This is a genomic window from Cryobacterium sp. Hh11 (assembly GCF_004404045.1).
In the GTDB taxonomy this organism is placed as follows: domain Bacteria; phylum Actinomycetota; class Actinomycetes; order Actinomycetales; family Microbacteriaceae; genus Cryobacterium; species Cryobacterium levicorallinum.
The window spans coordinates 114454-135051 of the sequence record NZ_SOHF01000007.1; the positions used below are offsets into that span (position 1 = coordinate 114454).

Annotated in this window: 18 protein-coding genes and 1 pseudogene; 10 read left to right on the forward strand and 9 right to left on the reverse strand. The window is 66.2% G+C overall.

The window, feature by feature from the left end:
* Positions 1–26 precede the first annotated feature (26 nt).
* Positions 27–449 (forward strand): nitroreductase family protein, encoded by a 423-nt coding sequence (locus E3T46_RS02520; RefSeq protein WP_134577337.1) that lies wholly within the window; start codon positions 27–29, stop codon positions 447–449.
* Here E3T46_RS02520 and E3T46_RS02525 read toward each other — a convergent pair.
* The 3 genes from E3T46_RS02525 to E3T46_RS02535 are packed head-to-tail and all read right to left on the reverse strand — an operon-like array spanning position 446 to position 4239.
* On the reverse strand, positions 446–916 hold the full coding sequence (locus E3T46_RS02525) for a hypothetical protein (RefSeq protein WP_134577338.1): 471 nt from the start codon (positions 914–916) through the stop codon (positions 446–448). The genes E3T46_RS02520 and E3T46_RS02525 overlap by 4 nt on opposite strands.
* Before the next feature lie 32 nt (positions 917–948).
* Positions 949–1998: a zinc-dependent alcohol dehydrogenase family protein gene (locus E3T46_RS02530; protein ID WP_134470835.1), complete on the reverse strand. Its 1050-nt coding sequence runs from the start codon at positions 1996–1998 to the stop codon at positions 949–951.
* A gap of 60 nt (positions 1999–2058) precedes the next feature.
* Positions 2059–4239 (reverse strand): AAA family ATPase, encoded by a 2181-nt coding sequence (locus E3T46_RS02535; RefSeq protein WP_134577339.1) that lies wholly within the window; start codon positions 4237–4239, stop codon positions 2059–2061.
* A gap of 271 nt (positions 4240–4510) precedes the next feature.
* Between E3T46_RS02535 and hisC the strand changes: the two genes are divergently transcribed.
* From hisC to E3T46_RS18650, 5 genes and pseudogenes are all read left to right on the forward strand, one after another.
* Positions 4511–5578 carry a histidinol-phosphate transaminase gene (gene hisC / locus E3T46_RS02540; RefSeq protein ID WP_134577340.1) on the forward strand — a complete coding sequence of 356 codons (1068 nt, stop codon included), beginning with the start codon at positions 4511–4513 and terminating at the stop codon, positions 5576–5578.
* A 71-nt stretch (positions 5579–5649) separates the two neighbouring features.
* Positions 5650–6645: an ABC transporter substrate-binding protein gene (locus tag E3T46_RS02545; protein ID WP_134577341.1), complete on the forward strand. Its 996-nt coding sequence runs from the start codon at positions 5650–5652 to the stop codon at positions 6643–6645.
* Positions 6646–6658: 13 nt separating this feature from the next.
* On the forward strand, positions 6659–7558 hold the full coding sequence (locus E3T46_RS02550; RefSeq protein ID WP_134577342.1) for an ABC transporter permease: 900 nt from the start codon (positions 6659–6661) through the stop codon (positions 7556–7558).
* 7 nt (positions 7559–7565) lie between these two features.
* Complete coding sequence (locus E3T46_RS02555) at positions 7566–8357, forward strand: ABC transporter ATP-binding protein (protein WP_134577343.1); 792 nt, start codon at positions 7566–7568, stop codon at positions 8355–8357.
* A 549-nt stretch (positions 8358–8906) separates the two neighbouring features.
* A pseudogene (locus E3T46_RS18650) lies at positions 8907–9071 on the forward strand (hypothetical protein); the annotation flags it as partial.
* Between the two features lie 28 nt (positions 9072–9099).
* On the opposite strand, the gene E3T46_RS02570 reads toward E3T46_RS18650, so the two are convergent.
* The 4 genes from E3T46_RS02570 to E3T46_RS02585 are packed head-to-tail and all read right to left on the reverse strand — an operon-like array spanning position 9100 to position 12349.
* The gene (locus E3T46_RS02570) at positions 9100–9870 is read right to left on the reverse strand and encodes an alpha/beta fold hydrolase (protein WP_134577344.1); all 771 of its coding nucleotides are present in this window, start codon (positions 9868–9870) and stop codon (positions 9100–9102) included.
* A gap of 2 nt (positions 9871–9872) precedes the next feature.
* On the reverse strand, positions 9873–10202 hold the full coding sequence (locus E3T46_RS02575; RefSeq protein ID WP_134577345.1) for a biotin/lipoyl-containing protein: 330 nt from the start codon (positions 10200–10202) through the stop codon (positions 9873–9875).
* The gene (locus E3T46_RS02580; RefSeq protein ID WP_241980414.1) at positions 10195–11277 is read right to left on the reverse strand and encodes an alpha-ketoacid dehydrogenase subunit beta; all 1083 of its coding nucleotides are present in this window, start codon (positions 11275–11277) and stop codon (positions 10195–10197) included. The genes E3T46_RS02575 and E3T46_RS02580 overlap by 8 nt, the downstream gene beginning before the upstream one ends.
* The gene (locus E3T46_RS02585; RefSeq protein WP_134577436.1) at positions 11270–12349 is read right to left on the reverse strand and encodes a thiamine pyrophosphate-dependent enzyme; all 1080 of its coding nucleotides are present in this window, start codon (positions 12347–12349) and stop codon (positions 11270–11272) included. Before E3T46_RS02585 ends, E3T46_RS02580 begins: the two co-directional genes overlap by 8 nt.
* Before the next feature lie 235 nt (positions 12350–12584).
* On the opposite strand from E3T46_RS02585, the gene E3T46_RS02590 reads away from it, so the two are divergent.
* The 4 genes from E3T46_RS02590 to E3T46_RS02605 all read left to right on the forward strand — a co-directional run bounded on the left by E3T46_RS02590 (position 12585) and on the right by E3T46_RS02605 (position 18825).
* Positions 12585–13100 (forward strand): Lrp/AsnC family transcriptional regulator, encoded by a 516-nt coding sequence (locus E3T46_RS02590; protein ID WP_134577346.1) that lies wholly within the window; start codon positions 12585–12587, stop codon positions 13098–13100.
* Between the two features lie 185 nt (positions 13101–13285).
* Entirely contained in the window at positions 13286–16744 is a 3459-nt protein-coding gene (locus E3T46_RS02595) for a DEAD/DEAH box helicase (RefSeq protein WP_134577347.1), read from the forward strand.
* Positions 16745–16912: 168 nt separating this feature from the next.
* Positions 16913–18235: a glycosyltransferase 87 family protein gene (locus E3T46_RS02600; protein ID WP_134577348.1), complete on the forward strand. Its 1323-nt coding sequence runs from the start codon at positions 16913–16915 to the stop codon at positions 18233–18235.
* Positions 18232–18825, forward strand: a complete 594-nt coding sequence (locus tag E3T46_RS02605) for a histidine phosphatase family protein (protein WP_134443384.1) — start codon at positions 18232–18234, stop codon at positions 18823–18825. Before E3T46_RS02600 ends, E3T46_RS02605 begins: the two co-directional genes overlap by 4 nt.
* Before the next feature lie 113 nt (positions 18826–18938).
* On the opposite strand, the gene E3T46_RS02610 is transcribed toward E3T46_RS02605, so the two are convergent.
* Positions 18939–20105: a methyltransferase gene (locus E3T46_RS02610; protein WP_134471945.1), complete on the reverse strand. Its 1167-nt coding sequence runs from the start codon at positions 20103–20105 to the stop codon at positions 18939–18941.
* A 75-nt stretch (positions 20106–20180) separates the two neighbouring features.
* Positions 20181–20597, reverse strand: a complete 417-nt coding sequence (locus E3T46_RS02615; RefSeq protein ID WP_092447960.1) for a MerR family transcriptional regulator — start codon at positions 20595–20597, stop codon at positions 20181–20183.
* Position 20598 lies beyond the last annotated feature (1 nt).

Sequence of the window (20598 nt, forward strand, 5' to 3'; positions counted from 1 at the left end):
CCGGTTGGGCTCCGTCGGCGAGCAACATGCAGCCGGCTCGGTTCATTGTTGCCCGCCGCGGCTCGGCGAGCTTTGCGAAGATCAACGATCTTCTCAGGGGCTTCAACAAGGCGTGGGCCGACGCGGCATCCGTTCTGATCGTCAGCGTGGCGAAGCTGTCGATCGATGAGACCCGCGAGAACCCGTGGGCACGCTACGACATCGGTCAGGCCGTTGCCCACCTGTCGATCCCGGCCCAGCACGACGGACTGCACACCCACCAGATGGGCGGATTCGATGGTGCAGCCATCGCCGCAGCGTTCAACCTCCCCGAGGATCAGGCCGTCGTCACCGTCACGGCGCTCGGAGTGCTGGGCAATGCCGACGATCTCACCGCCGAGCTGCGCGAACGCGAAGTTGCCCCGCGCAGCTGCACGCCGCTCACCGAACTGCTGCTCGTCAACGACTAGCTCGCAGCGCGTGGCCCCCGGAGTAACAGCGTCGGAATCAACGAACCGACAATGATCAGGGCCGTGAGCCACACGAGGTGTACGTCGAGCGGGAACGGCCAATACATGGTCACCCCCACGCCGGCAAGGGTGACAATGAGTGCCCCCAGGGCCGGCCCCCACACTCTCCGCCACGCCACCACGAGGGCGGCGGCGGGTAGCCAGTAGGCGACTTGGCTGCCCGCGCCCATGCCCCGAACCATGTCGGCCGGTGCCAGCAGAAACGACACGGCGTCGACCCAGGGCCCGAAGAACATCGCGGCGCAGTGAAAAACCAGGGCAAGCCCGCTGACGAACGCCACCACAGCCCCCAGCCATCCCACGCGCACCGAACGTTCTCGCAGCAGCGGGTGCCCCACCACGAGCCGCAGAATCGCGGCGGCGATGGCGAAGGCCAGTAACCCTCCCCAGAGGAACGGTTGGTTCACAATTGTCCCTCCAGAGCGGGCCAGACGGTGGGTCAGGGGCGGAGCAGCACCTTGATGGCGCGGCGCTCGTCCATCGCGGCGTAGGCCTCGGCCACCTCGGCCAGCGGCAGCTGCAGGTCGAACACCCGGCCCGGGTTGATCTGGCCGGAGAGAACCTCGGGCAGCAACTCCTCGACATAGCTGCGAACGGATGCGACACCACCGTTCACGCCCACGTTTGTTCCAAACAGGGTGCGGATCGGCAGTTCGGCGCCGCCGTTGGGTACGCCGACGTAGCCGACCATTCCGCCGGGGCGAGCCGATCGGATGGCCTGATCCATGGATTCCTGGGTTCCGACGCACTCGAGCACGTAGTCAGCGCCGACGCCGTCGAACAGGGCCTGCACGGCGGCAACGCCCTCATCGCCGCGCGCCTCGATAATGTCGGTCGCACCGAATTCGCGGGCGACGGCCTGGCGGTCGGCGTGGCGGGACATGGCCACGATGCGGCTCGCGCCGAGGCGCTTGCTCGCGAGAATGGCGCAGAGTCCAACAGCTCCGTCACCGACGACGACCACGGTGCTGCCCGGTTCCACGCCGGCCGAGACGGCCGCGTGGTGTCCGGTACCCATGACGTCGGCGAGGGTGAGCAGGCTCGGAACGAGGTCATCGCTCGGAACTGTCGGCGTGGCAACGAGCGAACCGTCGGCGTGGGGAACACGCACGCGCTCGCCCTGGGCTCCGTCGGCGAATCCGCCGAGCTGGTCGTCCGCGCCCCACCAGCCGCCGTTGAGGCAGGAGGTGCTCACACCGTTCTGACAGTTGACGCAGGTGCCGTCGCAGTCGTAGAAGGGCGCAATGACGAAGTCACCGACCTTGACGGTCGAGACGTCGGGACCGATGGCTTCGACGATGCCGACGAATTCATGGCCGATCCGGTGCGGTTCCTTGGTGGGGGCGATACCCCGGTACGGCCACAGGTCTGACCCGCAGACGCAGGCCGCAGTCACGCGAACAATGGCGTCACCACCGGTCGAGAGTACGGGTTCGGGAACTTCTTCGAGGCGAACATCCCGTTCGCCATAAATCACAGTTGCGAGCATGAATTAAGCGTAACCCGCGACTCTGGACATCTCCCTTTTACACGCGAGAGCGGGAATCGGCTAGAGCAGGTCCTCCTCGAGGGGAACGTCCAACAGCGCGGGGGCGGATTCGACGGTGAGCGAGTCCCCGTCGGCTTCCAGACTCACGAGCACCGTGTCGCCGTCGCGAATCTCCCCGGAGAGCAGCGCCCGCGCCAGGCGGTCGTCGATCTCGCGCTGCATGAGGCGTCGCAACGGACGCGCACCGTAGATCGGGTCATAGCCGCGTTCGGCCAGCCAGCGGCGGGCATCCGGTGTCACTGCCAGCTCGAGCCGGCGCTCGGCCAGGCGCTTCTGCAGCCGGTCGACGTCGAGTTCGACGATCTCACCGAGCTCATCGGTGGTGAGCGAGGAGAACACCACGATGTCGTCGAGCCGGTTGACGAACTCGGGCTTGAAGGCCTGCCGCACGAGGCCTTGCACGGCCTGTTCCTTCTGCTCCACCGACAGGGTCGGATCGACCAGAAACTGCGAACCGAGGTTCGAGGTGAGCACGAGGATGGTGTTGCGAAAGTCCACCGTGCGGCCCTGGCCGTCGGTCAGCCGGCCGTCGTCGAGCACCTGCAACAGCACGTCGAATACCTCGGGATGCGCCTTCTCCACCTCGTCGAACAGAATCACCGAGTACGGGCGACGCCGCACGGCCTCGGTGAGCTGCCCACCCTGCTCGTAACCGACGTAGCCCGGAGGCGCTCCGACCAGGCGCGACACCGAGAACTTCTCGCCGTACTCGCTCATGTCGATGCGCACCATGGCTTTTTCATCGTCGAATAGAAACTCGGCGAGCGCCTTGGCGAGCTCGGTCTTGCCGACGCCTGTCGGGCCGAGAAAGAGGAAGGATCCGGTCGGCCGGTCGGGGTCGGAGATTCCGGCGCGTGAACGCCGCACGGCGTCGGCGACCGAGCGAACTGCCCGCTTCTGCCCGATCAGGCGGTGGCCGAGCTCGTTTTCGAGGTTCAATAGTTTTTCGGTTTCGCCCTGCAGCAGCCGGCCGACCGGAATGCCGGTCCAGGCGGCGACGACAGCGGCGATGTCCTCGCTCGTGACCTGGTCGTTGACCATGCGGGGTCCGACTGATTCTTCTTTTTCGGCGTCGGCGAGCGCGCGTTCCATCACCGGAATATCCCCATAGAGCAGCCGGGAGGCCTTTTCGAGGTCGCCTTCCCGCTGAGCCCGGTCCGATTCGATGCGCGCGGTGTCCAGCCGCTCGCGCAGTTCGCCGACCCGGTTGAGCGAGGCCCGCTCGGCGTCCCAGCGCGCCTGCAGTTCCCCCAGGTTCGCCTGGCGCTCCGAGAGGTCGCTGCGCAGTTTTACCAAACGTGCTTTCGACGCGTCGTCTTTCTCCTTCTTCAACGCCAGTTCTTCGAGCTTGAGCCGGTCGACGCTGCGCCGCAGCTCGTCGATCTCCACCGGAGAGGAGTCGATCTCCATGCGCAGCCGGCTCGCGGCCTCATCGATCAAGTCGATGGCTTTGTCGGGCAGCTGGCGGGCGGTGATATACCGATTCGAGAGGGATGCCGCGGCCACGAGGGCAGAATCGGCAATCGTCACCTTGTGGTGGGCTTCGTAGCGTTCCTTGAGCCCGCGCAGAATGGCGACGGTGTCTTCGACCGAGGGTTCGCCGACGAGCACCGGCTGAAAACGGCGCTCGAGCGCGGCATCCTTTTCAATGAATTCGCGGTACTCGTTGAGGGTCGTAGCGCCGATCAAGCGCAGTTCGCCGCGGGCGAGCATGGGCTTGAGCATATTGCTGGCCGCGACGGAGCCTTCGCCGCCGCCCGCGCCCATGAGCGTGTGCAGTTCGTCGACGAAGGTGATGATCGCTCCGTCGGCGTCATTGATCTCCTTGAGCACGGCCTTGAGCCGTTCCTCGAACTCGCCGCGATACTTGGCGCCAGCCACGAGGGCGGCCAAGTCGAGCGAGACCAGCTGTTTGTCCTTGAGCGAGTCGGCAACGTCACCGGCCACGATGCGCTGGGCCAGCCCCTCGACCACGGCGGTCTTACCGACGCCGGGTTCGCCGATCAAGACCGGGTTGTTCTTGGTGCGCCGGGTGAGCACCTGGCTGATCCGGCGAATCTCGGCGTCGCGCCCGATCACCGGGTCGAGCTTGCCGCTGCGGGCGATGTCGGTGAGGTTCACCCCGTAGAGCTCGAGGGCCGTCTTGGCGTCTTGCTGCGGTGGTCGCTGACCGGCTTGCATGAGCTGTCTCCTCTAAAGTTGAGCCTTCCTGGCTCAAGTTTAGTACCCCCAGACTGACCTCCGAAATAGGCCGCCGAAAATTACAAAACTGAACAACTTGTTCAGCCAAGCCCGCTGAACACCAGTCAGATAGTGCAGTTTGTGACGTGCTGATTAGTCGAATTGTCAAACTTCTGCTGCATCACTACGCTCTGAACCAGACCCGTCATTGCCGACGCTTTACTCGACGCGCATGTCTGGCACACCCATTCCGAGTTGAGGTTGAAAAGTTATGGTGCAGCAACGCGAAGCCATCAGCAGACTGCCCGCCTATAAGCAGGGCGCCGCAGCGGGCGATTCCGGAGCGTTCAAGCTCTCCTCGAACGAGAACCCGTTTGCACCGCTCGCCTCGGTGACCGAGGCAATCGCATCCGCTCTCGGGGAGATTCATCTGTACCCGAGCATGGCCGTCGCCGAAGTCACCGACCGTATTGCGGCCCGGTTCGACGTCTCGAGCGACAACGTGGCCTTCGGTGCCGGGTCGGTCGAGGTGCTGTCCCAGATCATCCACGCGAGCGCCGGGGCCGGTGACGAGGTCATCTTCGCCTGGCGGTCATTCGAGGCTTACCCGATTCTGGTGCAGGTCGCCGGTGCGACGCCGGTGCCGGTCGCGCTCACGAGCGATGAGTGCCACGATCTGAACGCTATGGCCGATGCCATCACCGCGCAGACGCGACTGATTTTGGTCTGCAACCCCAACAACCCGACCGGCGCCTTCGTCACCAGCGAGGAACTGCACGCGTTTCTGGCCCGGGTCCCCGAGAACGTGCTGGTCGTCGTCGACGAGGCCTACGTGCACTTCAACCGTGACGCCTCCTCCGCTGTTGGCATTGATTTCTTTCGCCGTTACCCCAACGTGGCCGTGCTGCACACCTTCTCCAAGGCCTATGGCCTGGCCGGCCTGCGCATCGGCTACGCGATCGCACCGACTGCTGTTGCCGCGAACCTGCGCCGGGTGGCCCTGCCGTTCGGCGTAACCGCGCTCGCCCAGCGCGCGGCCCTCGCCTCCCTCGACGCGGAGGCCGAGCTGACCGTGCGCATCGACCAGATCGTCGCCGAACGCACCCGGGTGCTCGGGTCATTGCAGGCGAGCGGATGGCGCGTAACCGACTCGCAGGGAAACTTCGTCTGGCTCCGCACCGGCGACGACACCGACCGGGTGAACGCTGCGTTCATCGCCGAAGGCATCCTGGCCCGCGCTTTCCCCGGCGAAGGCCTGCGCGTGACGATCGGCACGGCCGAGCAGAACGACCGCTTCCTGGTCGCCGCCGCGGCAGCCCTGGTGCCAGCCACCGCCTAGCACCCCCTCACCGTTCGGCCGCAGGTTCCCGCGCGCCGTAGCAGCATGAATTCAAAGGAGAATTTCCCAGCATGAAGCACACCAAATCCCTGTCAGCCCTCGCTCTCGTTGCCGCCGGCGCCCTCACCCTCAGCGGCTGCGCGGCCAGCGAGCCGACAGCATCCGCTTCAGACGACCTGATCACGATCGGCATCAGCCAGATCGTGCAGCACCAGGCGCTCGACGACGCCCGCGAGGGTTTCAAGCAGGCCTTCGCTGACGCCGGCTACGTCGAGGGCGCCGACATTGAGTTCGACGAGCAGAACGCGCAGGGCGAGCAGGCCACCGCGAGCACCATCGCCGCGAAGTTCGCCGCCGACAAGGTCGACCTCGTGCTCGCGATCGCCACGCCCACCGCGCAGGCCGCCGCGCAGACGATCATCGACATTCCGGTGCTGTTCACCGCCGTGACCGAGCCGGAGGAAGCCGGACTGGTCGAGAGCTGGGAGAAGCCGGGCAGCAACATCACCGGCACCAGCGACCTGAACCCGGTCAAGGAGCAGCTCGAACTGATTCAGGAGATTCTGCCGGACGCCCAGTCGGTCGGCATTATCTACAGCTCGGGCGAGGTCAACTCCGACGTGCAGGTTGAACTCGCCAAGGAGGCAGCCAACGACCTCGGCCTGACCATCAAGGAAGCCACCGTCACCAACTCGAGCGAGGTCGCCCAGGCCACCGAGTCGCTCGGCGACGTCGACGCCATCTACATTCCCACCGACAACCGCGTCACCGAGGGTCTCGAAGCCGTCATCCAGTATTCCGAGGCCAACCAGATTCCGCTGTTCGGCGCCGAAAACGGCCAGGTCGAGCGTGGCGCCATCGCGACCTACGGCATCAGCTACACCGACCTCGGCTACCAGACCGGCCAGATGGCCATGCGCATCCTCGAAGACGAAGAAGACCCCGCCGACATGCCGGTCGAGACCCTCGACACGATCGAGTTCATCCTCAATCCGGCCGCTGCCGAGCGGATGGGAGTGACCCTCACCGAGGAACTCATCGCCAAGGCCGACCGAATCATCGAGTAGAAGGACTAACCAGATGAATGCGGCTCTCGAACTCGGCCTGCTCTACGGAATCATGGCGTTGGGTGTCTACCTGACGTTTCGAATCCTCAACTTTCCCGACCTCACGGTCGACGGAAGTTTCACGACCGGGGCCGCGGTTGCCGCGTCGCTCATTATCAATGGTGTGCCGGCTCCCCTCGCCACCCTCGCCGGGGCGGCGTCGGGAGCGGTGGCCGGCCTGGTCACCGGTGTGCTGTACACCAAGGGCCGCATCGACGGCCTGCTCGCCGGCATCCTCACGATGATCGCCCTGTGGTCGATCAATCTGCGCATCATGGGCAAATCCAACCTGCCGCTCTTGCGCGAAGACACCCTGATGACACCACTGCGGGACGCCGGCCTGCTCGGCGGAGTCTGGAGCATCCTGCTCTTCGCCGTCGCCGCCCTGGTCATCAAGTTCGCCATCGACTGGTTTCTCAGCACCGACCTCGGCCTGTCGATTCAGGCGACCGGCAATAACGAGCAGATGATCCGCAGCCTCGGCGTCAACACGCACCGCACCACGATTCTCACCCTCGCGATCTCGAACGGGCTCGTCGCGCTCTGCGGCGCGCTCATCGCGCAGTACCAGGGTTTCGCCGACGTCAGCATGGGCATCGGCCTCATTCTGGTCGGACTCGCCTCGGTCATCGTCGGTCAGGCCGTCTTCGGCCGGCGCACCATTTTTCTCGCCTCGCTCGCCGTCATCGGCGGAGCCGTCATCTACCGCCTGGTGATCTTCTTCGCTCTCGGCGCCGGCCTCAACCCCAACGACATGAAGCTCATCTCGGCGCTGCTCGTCGTCGCCGCCCTGCTGCTGCCGCGCTGGGGCTTCCTAAAACGCGTGCCCTCGCTGCGCGAGATGCGTTCCGCCGCCGCAGTGAAAGCGAACTAGGAGTCTCATGCTGCTCATTCAGAACATCACCAAGACCTTCTTTCCCGGCACGGTCAACGAACGCGTCGCCCTCAACGACGTGTCACTGCAGCTGAACACCGGTGATTTCGTCACCGTTATCGGCAGCAACGGCGCCGGAAAATCCACCCTGCTCAATATGATCAGTGGCAAGCTGCCGATCGATTCCGGCGACCTGTCGATCGACGGCAGTTCCGTCAAGCGGATGCCCGACTACGCGCGAGCCGCGTACGTCGGCCGCGTGTTTCAGGACCCGATGGCCGGAACCGCGCCCGACCTGAGCATCGAGCAGAACCTCGCGCTCGCGCTGCGCCGCGGTCAGCGTCGCGGGCTCGCCTGGGGTGTCACCCACAAACGTCGGGCGTTCTTTCGCGAGGAGTTGCTCTCGCTCGAGCTCGGCCTCGAAAACCGACTCAAGGCTCGGGTCGGGCTGCTTTCCGGCGGCCAGCGGCAGGCGCTGTCGCTGCTCATGGCGAGCTTCACCCAGCCGCGCATCCTGCTGCTCGACGAGCACACCGCCGCCCTCGACCCGCAGCGGGCCGAATTGGTCACGACGCTCACCGAAAGCATCGTCGCCAAGCACCATCTCACCACGCTCATGGTCACGCACAATATGGAACAGGCGCTGCGCCTCGGCAACCGGCTCATCATGATGCACGAGGGCCAGATCATTCTCGACGTCGACGCCGAGCGCAAGGCCACCATGACGGTGCCCGACCTGCTCGCCGAGTTCGCGAAGATCAAGGGCGCGTCCCTCGACGACCGGGCGCTGCTCGGGTAATTTGCGACGGCAAGGAGCGCCGGTTCGGCCCTGCGGAATTGCGCAGGCCGGGCGGCGCTTCGTGGGTCAGGGACTCAATCGCGGCTGGCTCGGCGGCGTCTGAGCCGGACAGGGCGCAGAGAGCGAACGGTGGTGGAGCCACGTGCTGTGGTGCGGCGCCAGAGTATCCGCATTCACCCGGCGCCGTTCACAACTGCGGATACTTGTGGATCATCAGCTGAACGGTGGCACGGGAGACGAAACGAACTCAAATATGCAAGTTCTCTTGGAGTACAAACTGTTGCAAGACTTCGCTCACGATACGCACTGACCTAGAAACTGAACGGGCTCTACTGGCGCTGACCGGTGACGGACTGTCCCGCTCGGAGGCCGGTTGGATGGCGATCATGGAGGCTGAACGTACTCACCGCCGCGCTCGACTCCGGGCCGAGTCCGAAGCGCTCCGGAACGATCCGGAACGATCCGGAAGACGCCGAGTGACCCTCGTGGACACGAGCAAACTGGGGTGCGGTTCGCTGTGGTCCTGCAGCCCGACGACGTGAGGCGTCATTTCGCCCCGAGGTCGAAATCAACGGCACGAAGACCAGAGTGTTGGTCGAGCAACTGACAGCGGTCAATCAGGAAATCCGGCTGGGTGAGTTCGCCGGTCGCTTGAATGGCTCGAAAATGCGCGCCACAGACGCGACTCTGCAGAACCTGCTGCGTCCGGACTGACCGCTAGTTACGGGGGCGGGCCGTTCCGCTACGACTGGTAGCGAGCGAGAAACTCGATCGCAGCTTGTTTGAAGGCACGGGAGCTGACCGCGTTCATATGGGTACGGGCCGGCAGCCACAACACTTCGGAATCGGCGGCGAGCGCCGCGAGTTCGGCTGTGCCGGTCGCGAGCACGTCGCGGTCGCCGGTGACGAAGAGAAGGGGCCGAGACGGAACGGATGCGCCCGGCTCGAACCGCTCAGCCTTGATCGCGGCGACCAGCCGCAACAGGGCCTGGGTGTTCGAGCCCGGAGCGAGCTGCATCAGGGTCATCAGTGAGGCGGTCGACTCGTGCGCGATCGCGCTGGAAGCCGACAGAAACAGGGCGGCTGCTTCGAGGTCGAAGTCGGCGAGCGGGTCCTCGGAGCTCATGCCGCCGAGCACCGCGCGATTGACCAGGTCGGGCCGCTCGGCGGCGAGTTCCCAGACCAGGCGCGAGCCGAGCGAGTACCCGACCAGGTCGACACCGGATGCGGGCTGGCCGGCCTCGCGGGGCCGGGCGCCGGCCAGGGTGAGCACCTCGAGAACCGCCGCGCGCAGGCGGCTGGGGGCGTACGCATCCGTTTCGGTCGGTGCAGCGCTTGCGCCGTGACCAACCAGATCGATGGTGATGACGCGCCGGCCGGCGCTCACGAGGTCACGCACCCAGCCGGTCGCCTCCCAGTTGAGGGCGGTGGACGAGGCGAAGCCGTGCACGAGCAGCACCGGGGCAAGGCCCGCGTCGAGTTCGGGTTCGTGCTGGCGCCAACTGGTGAGCATGTCTAGTCCTCGTCGAGAACGGCGGTGAGGCGCACGCGGCGTTTCGGCGCGGCCTCTGCCGGCACAGTGCCGACGATGCCGGCCGAGTCGTCGGCGACCGTGAAGGTGATCAACGGTGTGTCGACGAGCACCACGTCGCCGGGCTCGCCGTGCAGGGTGTGCACGATACCGGCGATCGGTGACGGCAATTCCACCGACGACTTCGTCGTTTCAACCTCGACGAATGGCTGGTTGCGTTCGACTTGGTCACCCACCGTGACGAGCCATTCGAGCACGGTCGCCTCGAGCAGTCCCTCACCGAGGTCGGGCAGGGGAAAAGAGATTTCAGCCACGGCGGTACTCCAATACTCGCTGAACTCCGAAGAGAATTCGATCAATGTTCGGGATGTACTCGTCCTCCAGATCGCCAGACGGGTACGGCACGTCGAAGCCGGTCACGCGCTCGACCGGCGCCCGCAGCGTGTCGAAGCAGCTCCGCGAGACGAGCGCGGCGACCTCGGCACCGAGGCCAATGGTGCGCGGCCCCTCGTGCACGACGATGGCCCGACGCGTGCGTGAAACGGATGCCGCCAGCCCCGCTTCGTCGATCGGCTTCAGCCAGCGCAGATCGAGCACCTCGAGTTCGATGCCATCTTCCGCGGCCAACTCAGCCACCTGGAAGCAGCGGGAGACCATTGAGCCCCACGCGATCAGGGTCGCGTGCTTGCCCGGACGGGCGATCACCGAGCCCTCGAGGGAGGCGCGGCCGGTGAGCGGGCCATCCGTCCCCCCGGAGATGCCATCACCGACCACGTTGTCGACCAGGTTGACCCCGGCCTTGTTCCAGTAGCGCGCCTTGGGCTCCATGAAGATGACCGGGTCGGGCATCGAGACGGCGTGCTTGAGCAGGTGATAGGCCTGCTGCGGGTTGGCCGGCGACACGACCTTGAGTCCGGGCACGTGCGCGAACAGCGATTCGAGGCTCTCACCGTGGTGTTCGGGGGCGCGGATGCCGCCAAAGCTCGGCACCCGCAGCGTCACCGGCATCGGCAGGCGTCCGCGGCTGCGATAGTTCATGCGGGCCAGCTGCGTGATGATCTGGTTGACGGCCGGGTAGGCGAAGCCGTCGAACTGCACCTCGGGGATCGGGTGAAAACCGGCCATGGCCAGCCCAATCGCGGTGCCGAGAATGCCAGATTCTGCGAGCGGAGTGTCAAAGACTCGGTTCGCCCCGAAGCGCTGCTGCAGGCCGTCGGTGACCCGAAAGACTCCGCCGAGCACGCCGACGTCTTCGCCGAAGATGAGGGCGCGCTCATCCGTCTCGAGAATCTCACCGAGCGCGCGGTTGATGGCCTGCTGCATGGAGAGCTGCAGGAGCGGGGTCTCCCGCACGAGTTCGAGGACGGCGCCGTTCATAGACTCAGACATGCTCGGATTCCTCTCTCCACTGGCGCGCCTGGGCGCCGAGCGTCGGGGTTGATTCTTGAAAAACGAAGTCGAACATTTCGCTTCCGGGCCGGCTTTCGAGGGCCACGACACCGTCGCGAATCTCGTCGGCACGCGCCTGGGCGTCGGCGTCAGCCGCGGCGAAAAAGGCAGAGTCAGCCACGTTGTCGGCCAGCAGCACCGCGCGAAACCGGCTGAGCGGATCTTCGCCGCCGTCGGTTTTCTCGTCCTCGAGGGTGCGGTAGCGACCGGGGTCGTCGCTCGTGGAGTGCGGACCGCGCCGGTAGGTCATCGCCTCGACCACGACCGGGCCGAGGCCCGCGCGAGCGTGGGCGACCGCGCGTCGGGTGGCGTCCAGCACGGCGAGCACGTCGTTGCCGTCGACCTGCACGGCTGGCATGCCGTAGCCGGCAGCGCGTGCGGCCACCGAGCCTCCGGCCACCTGCTGTTCGGTCGGCACCGAGATGGCCCAGCCGTTGTTCTGCACGAAGAACACCACCGGCGCCTTCAGAATGGCGGCGAAGTTCATCGCCTCGTGCACGTCACCCTGCGAGCTCGCGCCGTCGCCAAGAAAGGCCAGGCCCACGCCGAGGCCGGTTGTTGAAACGGATGCCGCACCGCCCGTTGCCGCAGCCGTCCCGTTCAACGTCTGGCAGTTCAGGGTCTGCCCGTGCGCCCAGCCCACCGCGTGCAGAACGGATCCGCCGACAACCGCTTGAAAGGGCGCGAAGTGGGTGGCCCCGGGGTCGTAGAGCCCGCCGTGCCAGATCGCTTTGTGGGTCGACATGTACTCGACCATGTTCACGCCGACCGTGTAGGCCACGCCCATCTCACGGTAGGTCGGAAAGATGAAGTCCCGGGTCTTATCGACGCCGAAGCCGGCACCGACCTGGGCTGCCTCCTGGCCGAGCATCGGCGCGTAACCGGGAATGAGACCCTGGCGCTGCCACGCCACGGCATCGCGGTCGAGCTGACGCACGTTCGCCAGCATCCGATACAGGTCGCGCAGCTGATCCGGGGTGAGGTCGCCGACATCCGCACTCTGCATCTGCATCTGCCCTGAACGCAGGGGAAGGGTGTCGAGGGCGTGAGTCGCCATGCTGGCTCCTTCTGATCGTTGACTGGGCGGGCTACAGCAAAGTTAGTGACTTTGCCGAGCGTCTGCCACAGTGACCATTTGAAGTGCACACTCTGTGAATAATTGTGTGCATTTTCAACGAAACACCATACAGTTGGTACACCCCCCGCTCGGCAACGATGCCCGACCGGACCACCGAAAGGTCACGCTCATGGATGTCGACTCGCTGGATGCTCGACTCGTCACACTGTTCTGCGAGCGGCCGAAGCTCTCGGTGCTCGAGGCCTCACGGCGGCTCAAGGTGGCCAGGGCAACCGTGCAGGCCAGGCTCGACCGGCTAATGAGCCGCGAGGTGATCAAATCCTGGGCGCCGACCCTGAACCCGAGCGAGTTCGGCTACCCGGTCACCGCCTACTGTTCGCTCACCGTGCGGCAGGACTCCGGCCACGCGGTTGTCGTTGCGGCTCTCGCGAAGATTCCCGAGATTCTGGAGTTGCACACGGTCTCCGGCGACAGCGACATGCTCGCCCGGGTCGTCGCCCGGTCGAACGCCGACGTGCAGCGCGTGCTCGACCTCATCGTCGCCACTCAAACGGTCGTGCGCTCCTCGAGCGTGATCGTGCTGCAGACCCACATCGAGGCGCAGGCCCTGGCTCTGCTGCAGGCCACTGCCGCCGGCACTCTCTCCACTCCTGGCACGCCGGTGCAGCCCGTCGATCGTGGCTAATTCAGGATAATTTCGGCGAGCGATCCCGCGGCTCCCGAACCAATGCGACGCAACTCCCCCCGGCTCAGGAAATTTCCTGAATTAGCCACCAGGCAGCCCCGTGAGACACCACGCTGAGCTGAGCCGCTCAGGCTCGCGTGAGACAATAAGGGTTGGTCCCTTTTTCTTACGGAGCTCCCTCACCTATGGCCCATTCCCTCAGCACTCACGAGATCGCCCGCATCGTCGGCAGCCAGTCGTTCTCGCGCGGTGAACGGTACGCCCGCAACGGACACGTCACCGAACAGTCCTGGGCCCCGTCGGGAACACACCTCACCGGACGCGTCAGCGGCACCAGTCCCCAGCCGTACACCGTGCTGGTCTCGTTCACCCTCAATGCGGCCGGCCAGGCCGTTCGAGCCAGCGGAACGTGCACCTGCCCGATGGCCAGCAACTGCAAGCACGTCGCCGCCCTGCTGCTGGCAAGCCGCAGCACGCCCGCGGAGCTGAATGCCGAGCGCGCGGCGTCCAACGTGCGTGCCATCGGCGACCGCCGCACCCCCGTCTTCGAGTCGACCTTCGTGCCGGCCGCGTATCAGCCGTCCACCCCGGCCCCCGTCGTTCCCATTCGCCCGCCGGTCCCGGCCTGGCGCGCCGCCCTGGCCCCGCTCGCGAAGCCGAGCGGCGCCGAGACGGTCACGAGCACGGCCCTCGCGCTGCAATTCGACCTGCTTGATCCCGCCTACAGCCCGAACCGCCGCACCGGGCCTCGCCGCCTCGGCGCACGCCCCATGGTGATGGGCAAGAAGGGCAAGTGGATCCGCGGCTCCCTCACCTGGGACAACCTGTCCTGGACTCCCGGCACCTACAACCGTGGCCACCGCAAAATCCTGAACGCCCTCTACGCCCTCTCGGCCACCGGGCAGCGTTATTACAGCTACACCGACCACTGGCTCTACCTCGACAACTTCGAGAACAAGGCCCTCTGGGATCTGCTGCACGAGGCCCAGCTGAGCGGTCTGCCACTCGTCTGCGCAACGGATGCCCAGAATCCCGTCCTCCTCTCCCCCACGCCCGCCTCGCTCGAGGTCGACATTCGGCGGGACGATGACGGCCTGCAGCTGACCCCCTTGCTCGTGTTGAACGAGAAGCTGCACCGCGGCGCCGAATTCGGTTTTCTCGGCGATCCGGCGCACGGCGCCTACACCTGGACCGCCCCGGCCGACCCGCTCGCGACCGGCAATCAGCTTATCCTCGCCCCGCTGACTGCCACGGTGAACTCCGAGATCCGCGCCCTGGCCGTGACCGGCGGCTTCGATATTCCGGCCGACGACGAGGTGGCCTTCCTCACCGACTTCTACCCCTTTCTTCAGCAAAAACTCGTGCTGACCAGCCATGACGCATCGTTTGAGCTGCCCAAGACCGCTCGCCCCCAACTCGCCCTCACGATCACGCACCAAACGGATGCCCGCATCACCCTGGCCTGGGAGTGGCAGTACGTCGCGCCCACCGACCAGGCCGCAGCCGTCCCGACCGACGCCGTCGAAATAGAGCCCGCCCCCGTGCTCTACCGCCACCCGCTGCGCCCGACACCCAACGACACCCGCTTTCGCGACGCGACCCGCGAGGGCGACACGCTGCGAGACGTCGAACGCGCCATCAGCTCGTTCGAGCAGCTCTGGCAGCCGGCAACCCCGATCAGTGCGGCCCGTTTGCTCGAGCACGCCGAGCTGCAGGGCGCCGTCATGATCACCTTCCTCGGTGAAGCCGTACCCCGGCTCGCGGAAGATGGCGTCATCGTGCAGGTCTCCGCTGACGCGCCAAGCTATCGCGAGGCCGACGAAGCGCCCGTGATCAGCCTGGCCACCACCGAGAGCACCGATACCCGCGACTGGTTCGACCTCGCCGTCACCGTGTCGATCGAGGGCGAAGACATTCCCTTCGACGACCTGTTTCGGGCACTGGCCACCGATCAGGACCTGATGATCCTCGACAGCGGAACCTATTTCAGCCTCGACCGGCCCGAGCTGCAGCAGCTGCGCCGCCTGATCGAAGAGGCCCGTGGTCTTCAGGAGAGCAACGCCGGCACTCTCGGCCTCAGCCGCTTTCAGGCCGACCTCTGGGACGAACTGCAGCTGCTCGGCGTGGTCGCCGAACAGGCCGCTACCTGGCGCAGCGCCGTCGAGGGCCTCGCCGCCCTTCAGGGTCTGGCGGAAGCCGCTCCCATCGCCGAACGCCCGCTCCCGCCGGCCGTGCACGCCACCCTGCGCGCGTACCAGCAGACCGGGTTCGACTGGCTCAGCTTTCTCTACGACCACCAGCTCGGCGGCGTACTCGCCGACGACATGGGGCTCGGCAAGACCCTGCAGGCGATCGCCCTGATCGCCCACGCCCGGGACAGCGAACGCGCGCAGCCGGGCACCGTGCGCAAGCCGTTCCTCGTCGTCGCGCCCACGAGCGTCGTCTCCAACTGGGCCACCGAGTGCGCCCGGTTCGCTCCCGACCTGGCGACAGCAGCTATCACCCAGACCGCCGGAAAGCGCGGCTCCAGCCTGCAGGACGTGATGGGTGAAGCGGATGTCGTGATCACCTCGTACACGCTTTTTCGCCTCGACTTCGAGGAATACAACGCCCAGGACTGGGCCGGACTGCTGCTCGACGAGGCCCAGTTCGTGAAGAACCACCAAAGCAAGGCGCACGTCTGCGCCCGCCGGCTGCGCACCCCGTTCAAGCTCGCCATCACCGGCACGCCGATGGAAAACAACCTGATGGAGCTGTGGTCGCTGCTCTCCATCACCGCGCCCGGCCTGTTCCCGAGCCCGAGCCGCTTCGCCGACTACTACCGCAAGCCCATTGAAACGGATGCCGACGGTGAGCGGCTCACGCAGCTGCGCCGCCGCATCCGTCCCTTCATGCTGCGCCGCACCAAAGCCCAGGTGGCGAGCGACCTGCCCGAGAAGCAGGAGCAGGTGCTGGAACTCGACCTGCACCCGCGGCACCGCAAGGTCTACGACATGCACCTGGCCCGGGAACGCCAGAAGGTGCTCGGCCTGATCGAGGACATGAACGCGAACCGGTTCGAGATCTTTCGCTCGCTCACCATGCTGCGCCAGCTCAGCCTCGATGCGAGCCTGTACGACAAGAAGTACGACAGCGTTCCCTCGACCAAGCTCGACGCCCTGCTTGAGCTGCTCGAAGACACCGTCGCCGAGGGCCACCGCACCCTCATCTTCAGCCAGTTCACCCAGTACCTCGGCAAGGCGCGGGACCGGCTCGACGCGGCCGGCATCAGCTATTCCTACCTCGACGGCAAGACCCGCAATCGAGCCAAGGCCATCAGCGACTTCAAGGAGGGCTCGAGCTCCGTCTTCCTGATCAGCCTCAAGGCCGGCGGATTCGGCCTCAACCTCACCGAGGCCGACTACGTTATTCTGCTGGACCCGTGGTGGAACCCGGCGACCGAGGCACAGGCGGTCGACCGCGTACACCGCATCGGCCAGACCAAGAACGTCATGGTCTACCGATTGGTGTCGAAGGACACCATCGAGGAGAAGGTCATGGCCCTCAAAGCCACCAAGGCCCGCCTGTTCGAAAGCGTTATGACCGATGGTGCCCCGGCCGGCACCGCCCTGACCGCCGCCGACATCCGAGAGCTCCTCGCCTGACCCCTCCACCCCCTGCGGTCGGGGCCCGGGCCCGGAAAGCGGGCCCATGATAGATCATGGGCCCGCTTCCACAACCTGGGCCCGGGGGATGGCCATCCGTCACCAGAAGTTCACTCGCCACCCCTAGACTGCCCGCGACTCCCCACCCCGCGCTGCAGAAACGGTGACATGTCTAGAACCTTCGATTGGATCGACGCCCGCCTCGCCACGGCGCTCACCCCGAGCCGCCGTCTCACCCTGCAACGACCGCGCACTCTGGCCCTGGGGTTCCTGGGCCTGCACGCGGTCTTTCTCGTCGCGCTGCTCCCGACCATCCTCACCGGCCGGGTGCTCGGTGATCTCCCGCTCTACCGACAATGGGCCGAACTCGGCCTGGGCAACGGTTTCTGGCAGGGCCTCGACGTGGCCTGGGTGTATCCGATCGGGGCCATGCTGCCGATCGCGTTCGCCGGCATCGCCGGGCCACTGCTCTACCAATTGCTCTGGTTTCTGATGACGGCAGCGCTCAACGCCGTCGCCGTCGGAGCCCTGACCGATTGGGGACGCCGCCGCAGCGGCTACAAGCCGGCCTGGTACTGGTTGCTGTGCTCGTTCCTGCTGAGCCCGGTCGGGCTGTTACGCCTGGAAGGAGTCACCGCACCGATCGTCATCGTCGGACTCGTGCTGCTCGCGCGTCGACCGGTCATAGCCGCGCTCCTGCTGGCCCTCGCCACCTGGATCAAGGTCTGGCCGGCTGCCGTTTTCCTCGCGGTCGTCACGGTATGGTCGCGAAAACTGACGATGGTCCTGACCGGAGCGGCGTTGTCGGCGGGGGTGGCGGCATCCGTTTGGCTGCTCGACGCTGCGCAGTTTCTCACCGGATTCGTCACCGAACAGACCGACCGTGCGCTGCAGCTCGAGGCTCCGGTCACGACTCCGTGGGTGTGGCTGGCCTCGCTCGGCCAGCACGACACGGTCATCTACGAAAACTTTGCCATCGCGACCCGCGAGGTGAGCGGCCCCGGGGCCGGTCTCGTCGCCTCCCTGATGACACCGGTCATGTTCGGTGCCATCGCGGCGATCTTCGTGCTGATGGTCATTGCTCAACGCCGACAAGCGGATGCCGCCGAGCTGCTGCTGCTCGGTTCCCTGGCCCTGGTCAGCGCATTCATCGTCTTCAACAAGGTCGGGTCGCCGCAATACATGCTCTGGCTGGTGCCGATCGTCGCGGTCGGCGTTGGCCGCAGCTGGGCGGCCTGGCGGGTGCCCGCCGTGCTGATGCTGGCCATTTCAGCCCTGACGACGTTGATCTTTCCAATCTTCTACCTGCCCCTGATCGACGGCAACCTATTTTCGCTGCTGCTGCTCACGGCGCGCAACGGGCTGCTCGTCGCACTCGGCGGCTGGTCCATCGTCGCACTCGCACGGTCGGCCCACACCGCACCGCGGAACGAGGCCGCCGCTGGCGCGCGGCGCGCACTCCCAGTCGGCCAAGGCAGAATAGACGGGTGACCACGACGACGACCTTCGCCCTCATCCGCCACGGCCAGACCGATTGGAACGCCGCCGCGCGCATCCAGGGCGCCACCGATATCCCGCTGAATGACGTGGGGCGCGGTCAGGCAGCGGATGCCGTCGCTCCCCTGAAACGCTACGACTGGGATTTCATCGTCTCGTCCCCGCTCTCCCGTGCTGCGGAAACCGCCGACCTGATCGGCGAGCGGCTCGGCCTCGACACGGCCCGCCGCCTCCCGGCACTGATCGAGCGCAACTACGGGCCGGCCGAGGGTTTGAGCGCTGGCGCCGAACTCGAAGCCCTGCGTTTTCCCGGCGGGTTCCACGGTGCCGAGACCGAACAAGCCGTCGCCGCACGCGGCATCGACGCCCTGCGCGACCTCGCCCGCGAGCACCCCGGAGCGCGCATCATTGTGGTCGCGCACGGCACGCTCATTCGTTTGAGCCTCGAAAACGCGCTCGACCAGCCCATCGGCAGCATTACCAACGCCTCGCTCAACGTTGTGCAGCACCACCACACACACGCTGATGGATCGACCGCCTGGCAGCTCGACGTTCTGAACGGCGAGCCGCTCGTACGCGCCTGAGCGCGCCCGAAATATCACCGCAGACCGGCAGACCAGTGTCTGCCGGTCGTCACCATCCGCTGATCGAGCTTGCCGAGATCGCCGCAGGACCGCCGTAAGCCGCCCCGAAAAAGCTAGCGACCGGTCGACACCGTCACCGTGAACTTGGTGTTGCGGCCGACTTGGCGGGTCGAACCGACGATGCGGGTCAGCATCGGACGGTAGCCGAGGTGCGTGTTCCAGACCGTCCACAGTTCGCCGCCGGGCGCAAGCACTCGGGCCGCGTCGATGAACAGCTTCTCGGCCAGGCCCGCGTGCACGGATGCGCCGATGTGAAAGGGCGGGTTGAGCAGAATCAGGTCGGCGGAGTCATCAGCCTGGCCGGACAGGCCATCGGCCCGCACGACGGTGACTCGTTCGGCGAGCGCGTTGGCGTCGACGGTGGCACGAGCGGATGCCACGGCAACGGCCGATTGGTCCGTCGCGAGCACCCGCAGCAGGGGTCGCTGCGCCGCGAGCGCCGCGGCGAGCACGCCGGTGCCGCAGCCGAGGTCGATGGCGCGCTCGGCATCGGGCTTCATCCGGTCGAGCACCTCGAGCAGCGCCCGGGTGCCGATGTCGATGCTGGTTCCGGCGAACACTCCGCCGTGGCCGCGCACCACGAGGTCGAAGTCCTCGTGCTTCTCGCTGTGCGGCCAGTCGGTCGTCGACGTGGTGAGCGGCGAGGAGGCGATGAGCACGCGGGACTTCTGGCGAGCCGGGCGCACGTTGAGGGCGCCGAAGTGACGGCGCAGCACCTCGTTCATGCTCACGGTCATGTGCTTGATGCGGCCGCCGGCGAAGACGATCACGTCGGGGGCGGCGTACTTGGCGATGGCGCCGGCGATCTCATCGAGGGCGTCGAGGCTTTTGGGCAGCTGCAGCAGCACGACGTGGGCGTCGGCCAGTAGCTCCTCGCCGAGCGGAAGGGAGCGGTAGGCATCCGTCAGATTGACGCCGGAGGCGTTGCTGTCAAGCGCGTACTCGCCCGAGAGGGCGTCCTGATAGACGCGGATGCCGCGGGCATCGTGCAGTGCGGCGGCGCCGAGGGTGAGGGCGCCATAGCGGTCCTCGAGCACGACGACTCCACCGCTGCGGTAGGCGGCGATCGCACCGGCGGCCTCATCGAGGATGAGCCGGTCGCTGGCGTCGACGGCGAACAGGTTCTCGGCCTCGATGTCGGGGCGACGTCGCAGCCGATCGAAGTCGAAGTCATTGGTGTTCCGCAGCGCGGACTGGTCGTGCGTGCCCGATTCGGACATGGTTCCCCCTGAAAGTGGTGCCGGTGCAACCAGTTCGTGCTGTGAAAGCGAAACGTGGAGCTAGGTGTTGTAGAACTACGTGTGGTCTCGCGGCCGCCAGATGACAATCTGGTTGCTGCGTCTGGTGCGGGTCCCCGCCTTCATCGAAATGACGTCGCCGGCCGAGCCAGCCGCGAAAACGCGGCGGCCCGGACGGTTCAGCAATTCGTCGGCGAGCGTCGATTCCAACTCGCGCAGGCGTTTTTCGAGCCCGCGCACGTGATCCTCGAGTTCGAGGATACGACGGATGCCTTCCAGACTCACACCTTCTGAGCCCAAGAACGCAATTTCACGGAGCTTTGCCACGTCGAGCATGGAGTAGCGACGGCTCTTTCCGGGGGTGCGTTCCGGGCTGACCAGGCCCAGGCGATCGTATTGGCGCAGGGTTTGCGGGTGCATTCCCGCAAGCTCTGCTGCCGTGGAAATCACGAAAACCCGGGTGGTCTCGTCCATG

Excerpts from the sequence above, each read along its gene's own strand:
- E3T46_RS02520 (WP_134577337.1), top strand. The coding sequence starts at position 27 with ATGCAGCCGGCTCGGTTCATTGTTGCCCGCCGCGGCTCGGCGAGCTTT.
- E3T46_RS02530 (WP_134470835.1), bottom strand. The coding sequence starts at position 1,998 with ATGCTCGCAACTGTGATTTATGGCGAACGGGATGTTCGCCTCGAAGAA.
- E3T46_RS02535 (WP_134577339.1), bottom strand. The coding sequence starts at position 4,239 with ATGCAAGCCGGTCAGCGACCACCGCAGCAAGACGCCAAGACGGCCCTC.
- hisC (WP_134577340.1), top strand. The coding sequence starts at position 4,511 with ATGGTGCAGCAACGCGAAGCCATCAGCAGACTGCCCGCCTATAAGCAG.
- E3T46_RS02545 (WP_134577341.1), top strand. The coding sequence starts at position 5,650 with ATGAAGCACACCAAATCCCTGTCAGCCCTCGCTCTCGTTGCCGCCGGC.
- E3T46_RS02550 (WP_134577342.1), top strand. The coding sequence starts at position 6,659 with ATGAATGCGGCTCTCGAACTCGGCCTGCTCTACGGAATCATGGCGTTG.
- E3T46_RS02555 (WP_134577343.1), top strand. The coding sequence starts at position 7,566 with ATGCTGCTCATTCAGAACATCACCAAGACCTTCTTTCCCGGCACGGTC.
- E3T46_RS02570 (WP_134577344.1), bottom strand. The coding sequence starts at position 9,870 with ATGCTCACCAGTTGGCGCCAGCACGAACCCGAACTCGACGCGGGCCTT.
- E3T46_RS02580 (WP_241980414.1), bottom strand. The coding sequence starts at position 11,277 with ATGTCTGAGTCTATGAACGGCGCCGTCCTCGAACTCGTGCGGGAGACC.
- E3T46_RS02585 (WP_134577436.1), bottom strand. The coding sequence starts at position 12,349 with ATGCAGATGCAGAGTGCGGATGTCGGCGACCTCACCCCGGATCAGCTG.
- E3T46_RS02590 (WP_134577346.1), top strand. The coding sequence starts at position 12,585 with ATGGATGTCGACTCGCTGGATGCTCGACTCGTCACACTGTTCTGCGAG.
- E3T46_RS02595 (WP_134577347.1), top strand. The coding sequence starts at position 13,286 with ATGGCCCATTCCCTCAGCACTCACGAGATCGCCCGCATCGTCGGCAGC.
- E3T46_RS02600 (WP_134577348.1), top strand. The coding sequence starts at position 16,913 with ATGTCTAGAACCTTCGATTGGATCGACGCCCGCCTCGCCACGGCGCTC.
- E3T46_RS02610 (WP_134471945.1), bottom strand. The coding sequence starts at position 20,105 with ATGTCCGAATCGGGCACGCACGACCAGTCCGCGCTGCGGAACACCAAT.
- E3T46_RS02615 (WP_092447960.1), bottom strand. The coding sequence starts at position 20,597 with ATGGACGAGACCACCCGGGTTTTCGTGATTTCCACGGCAGCAGAGCTT.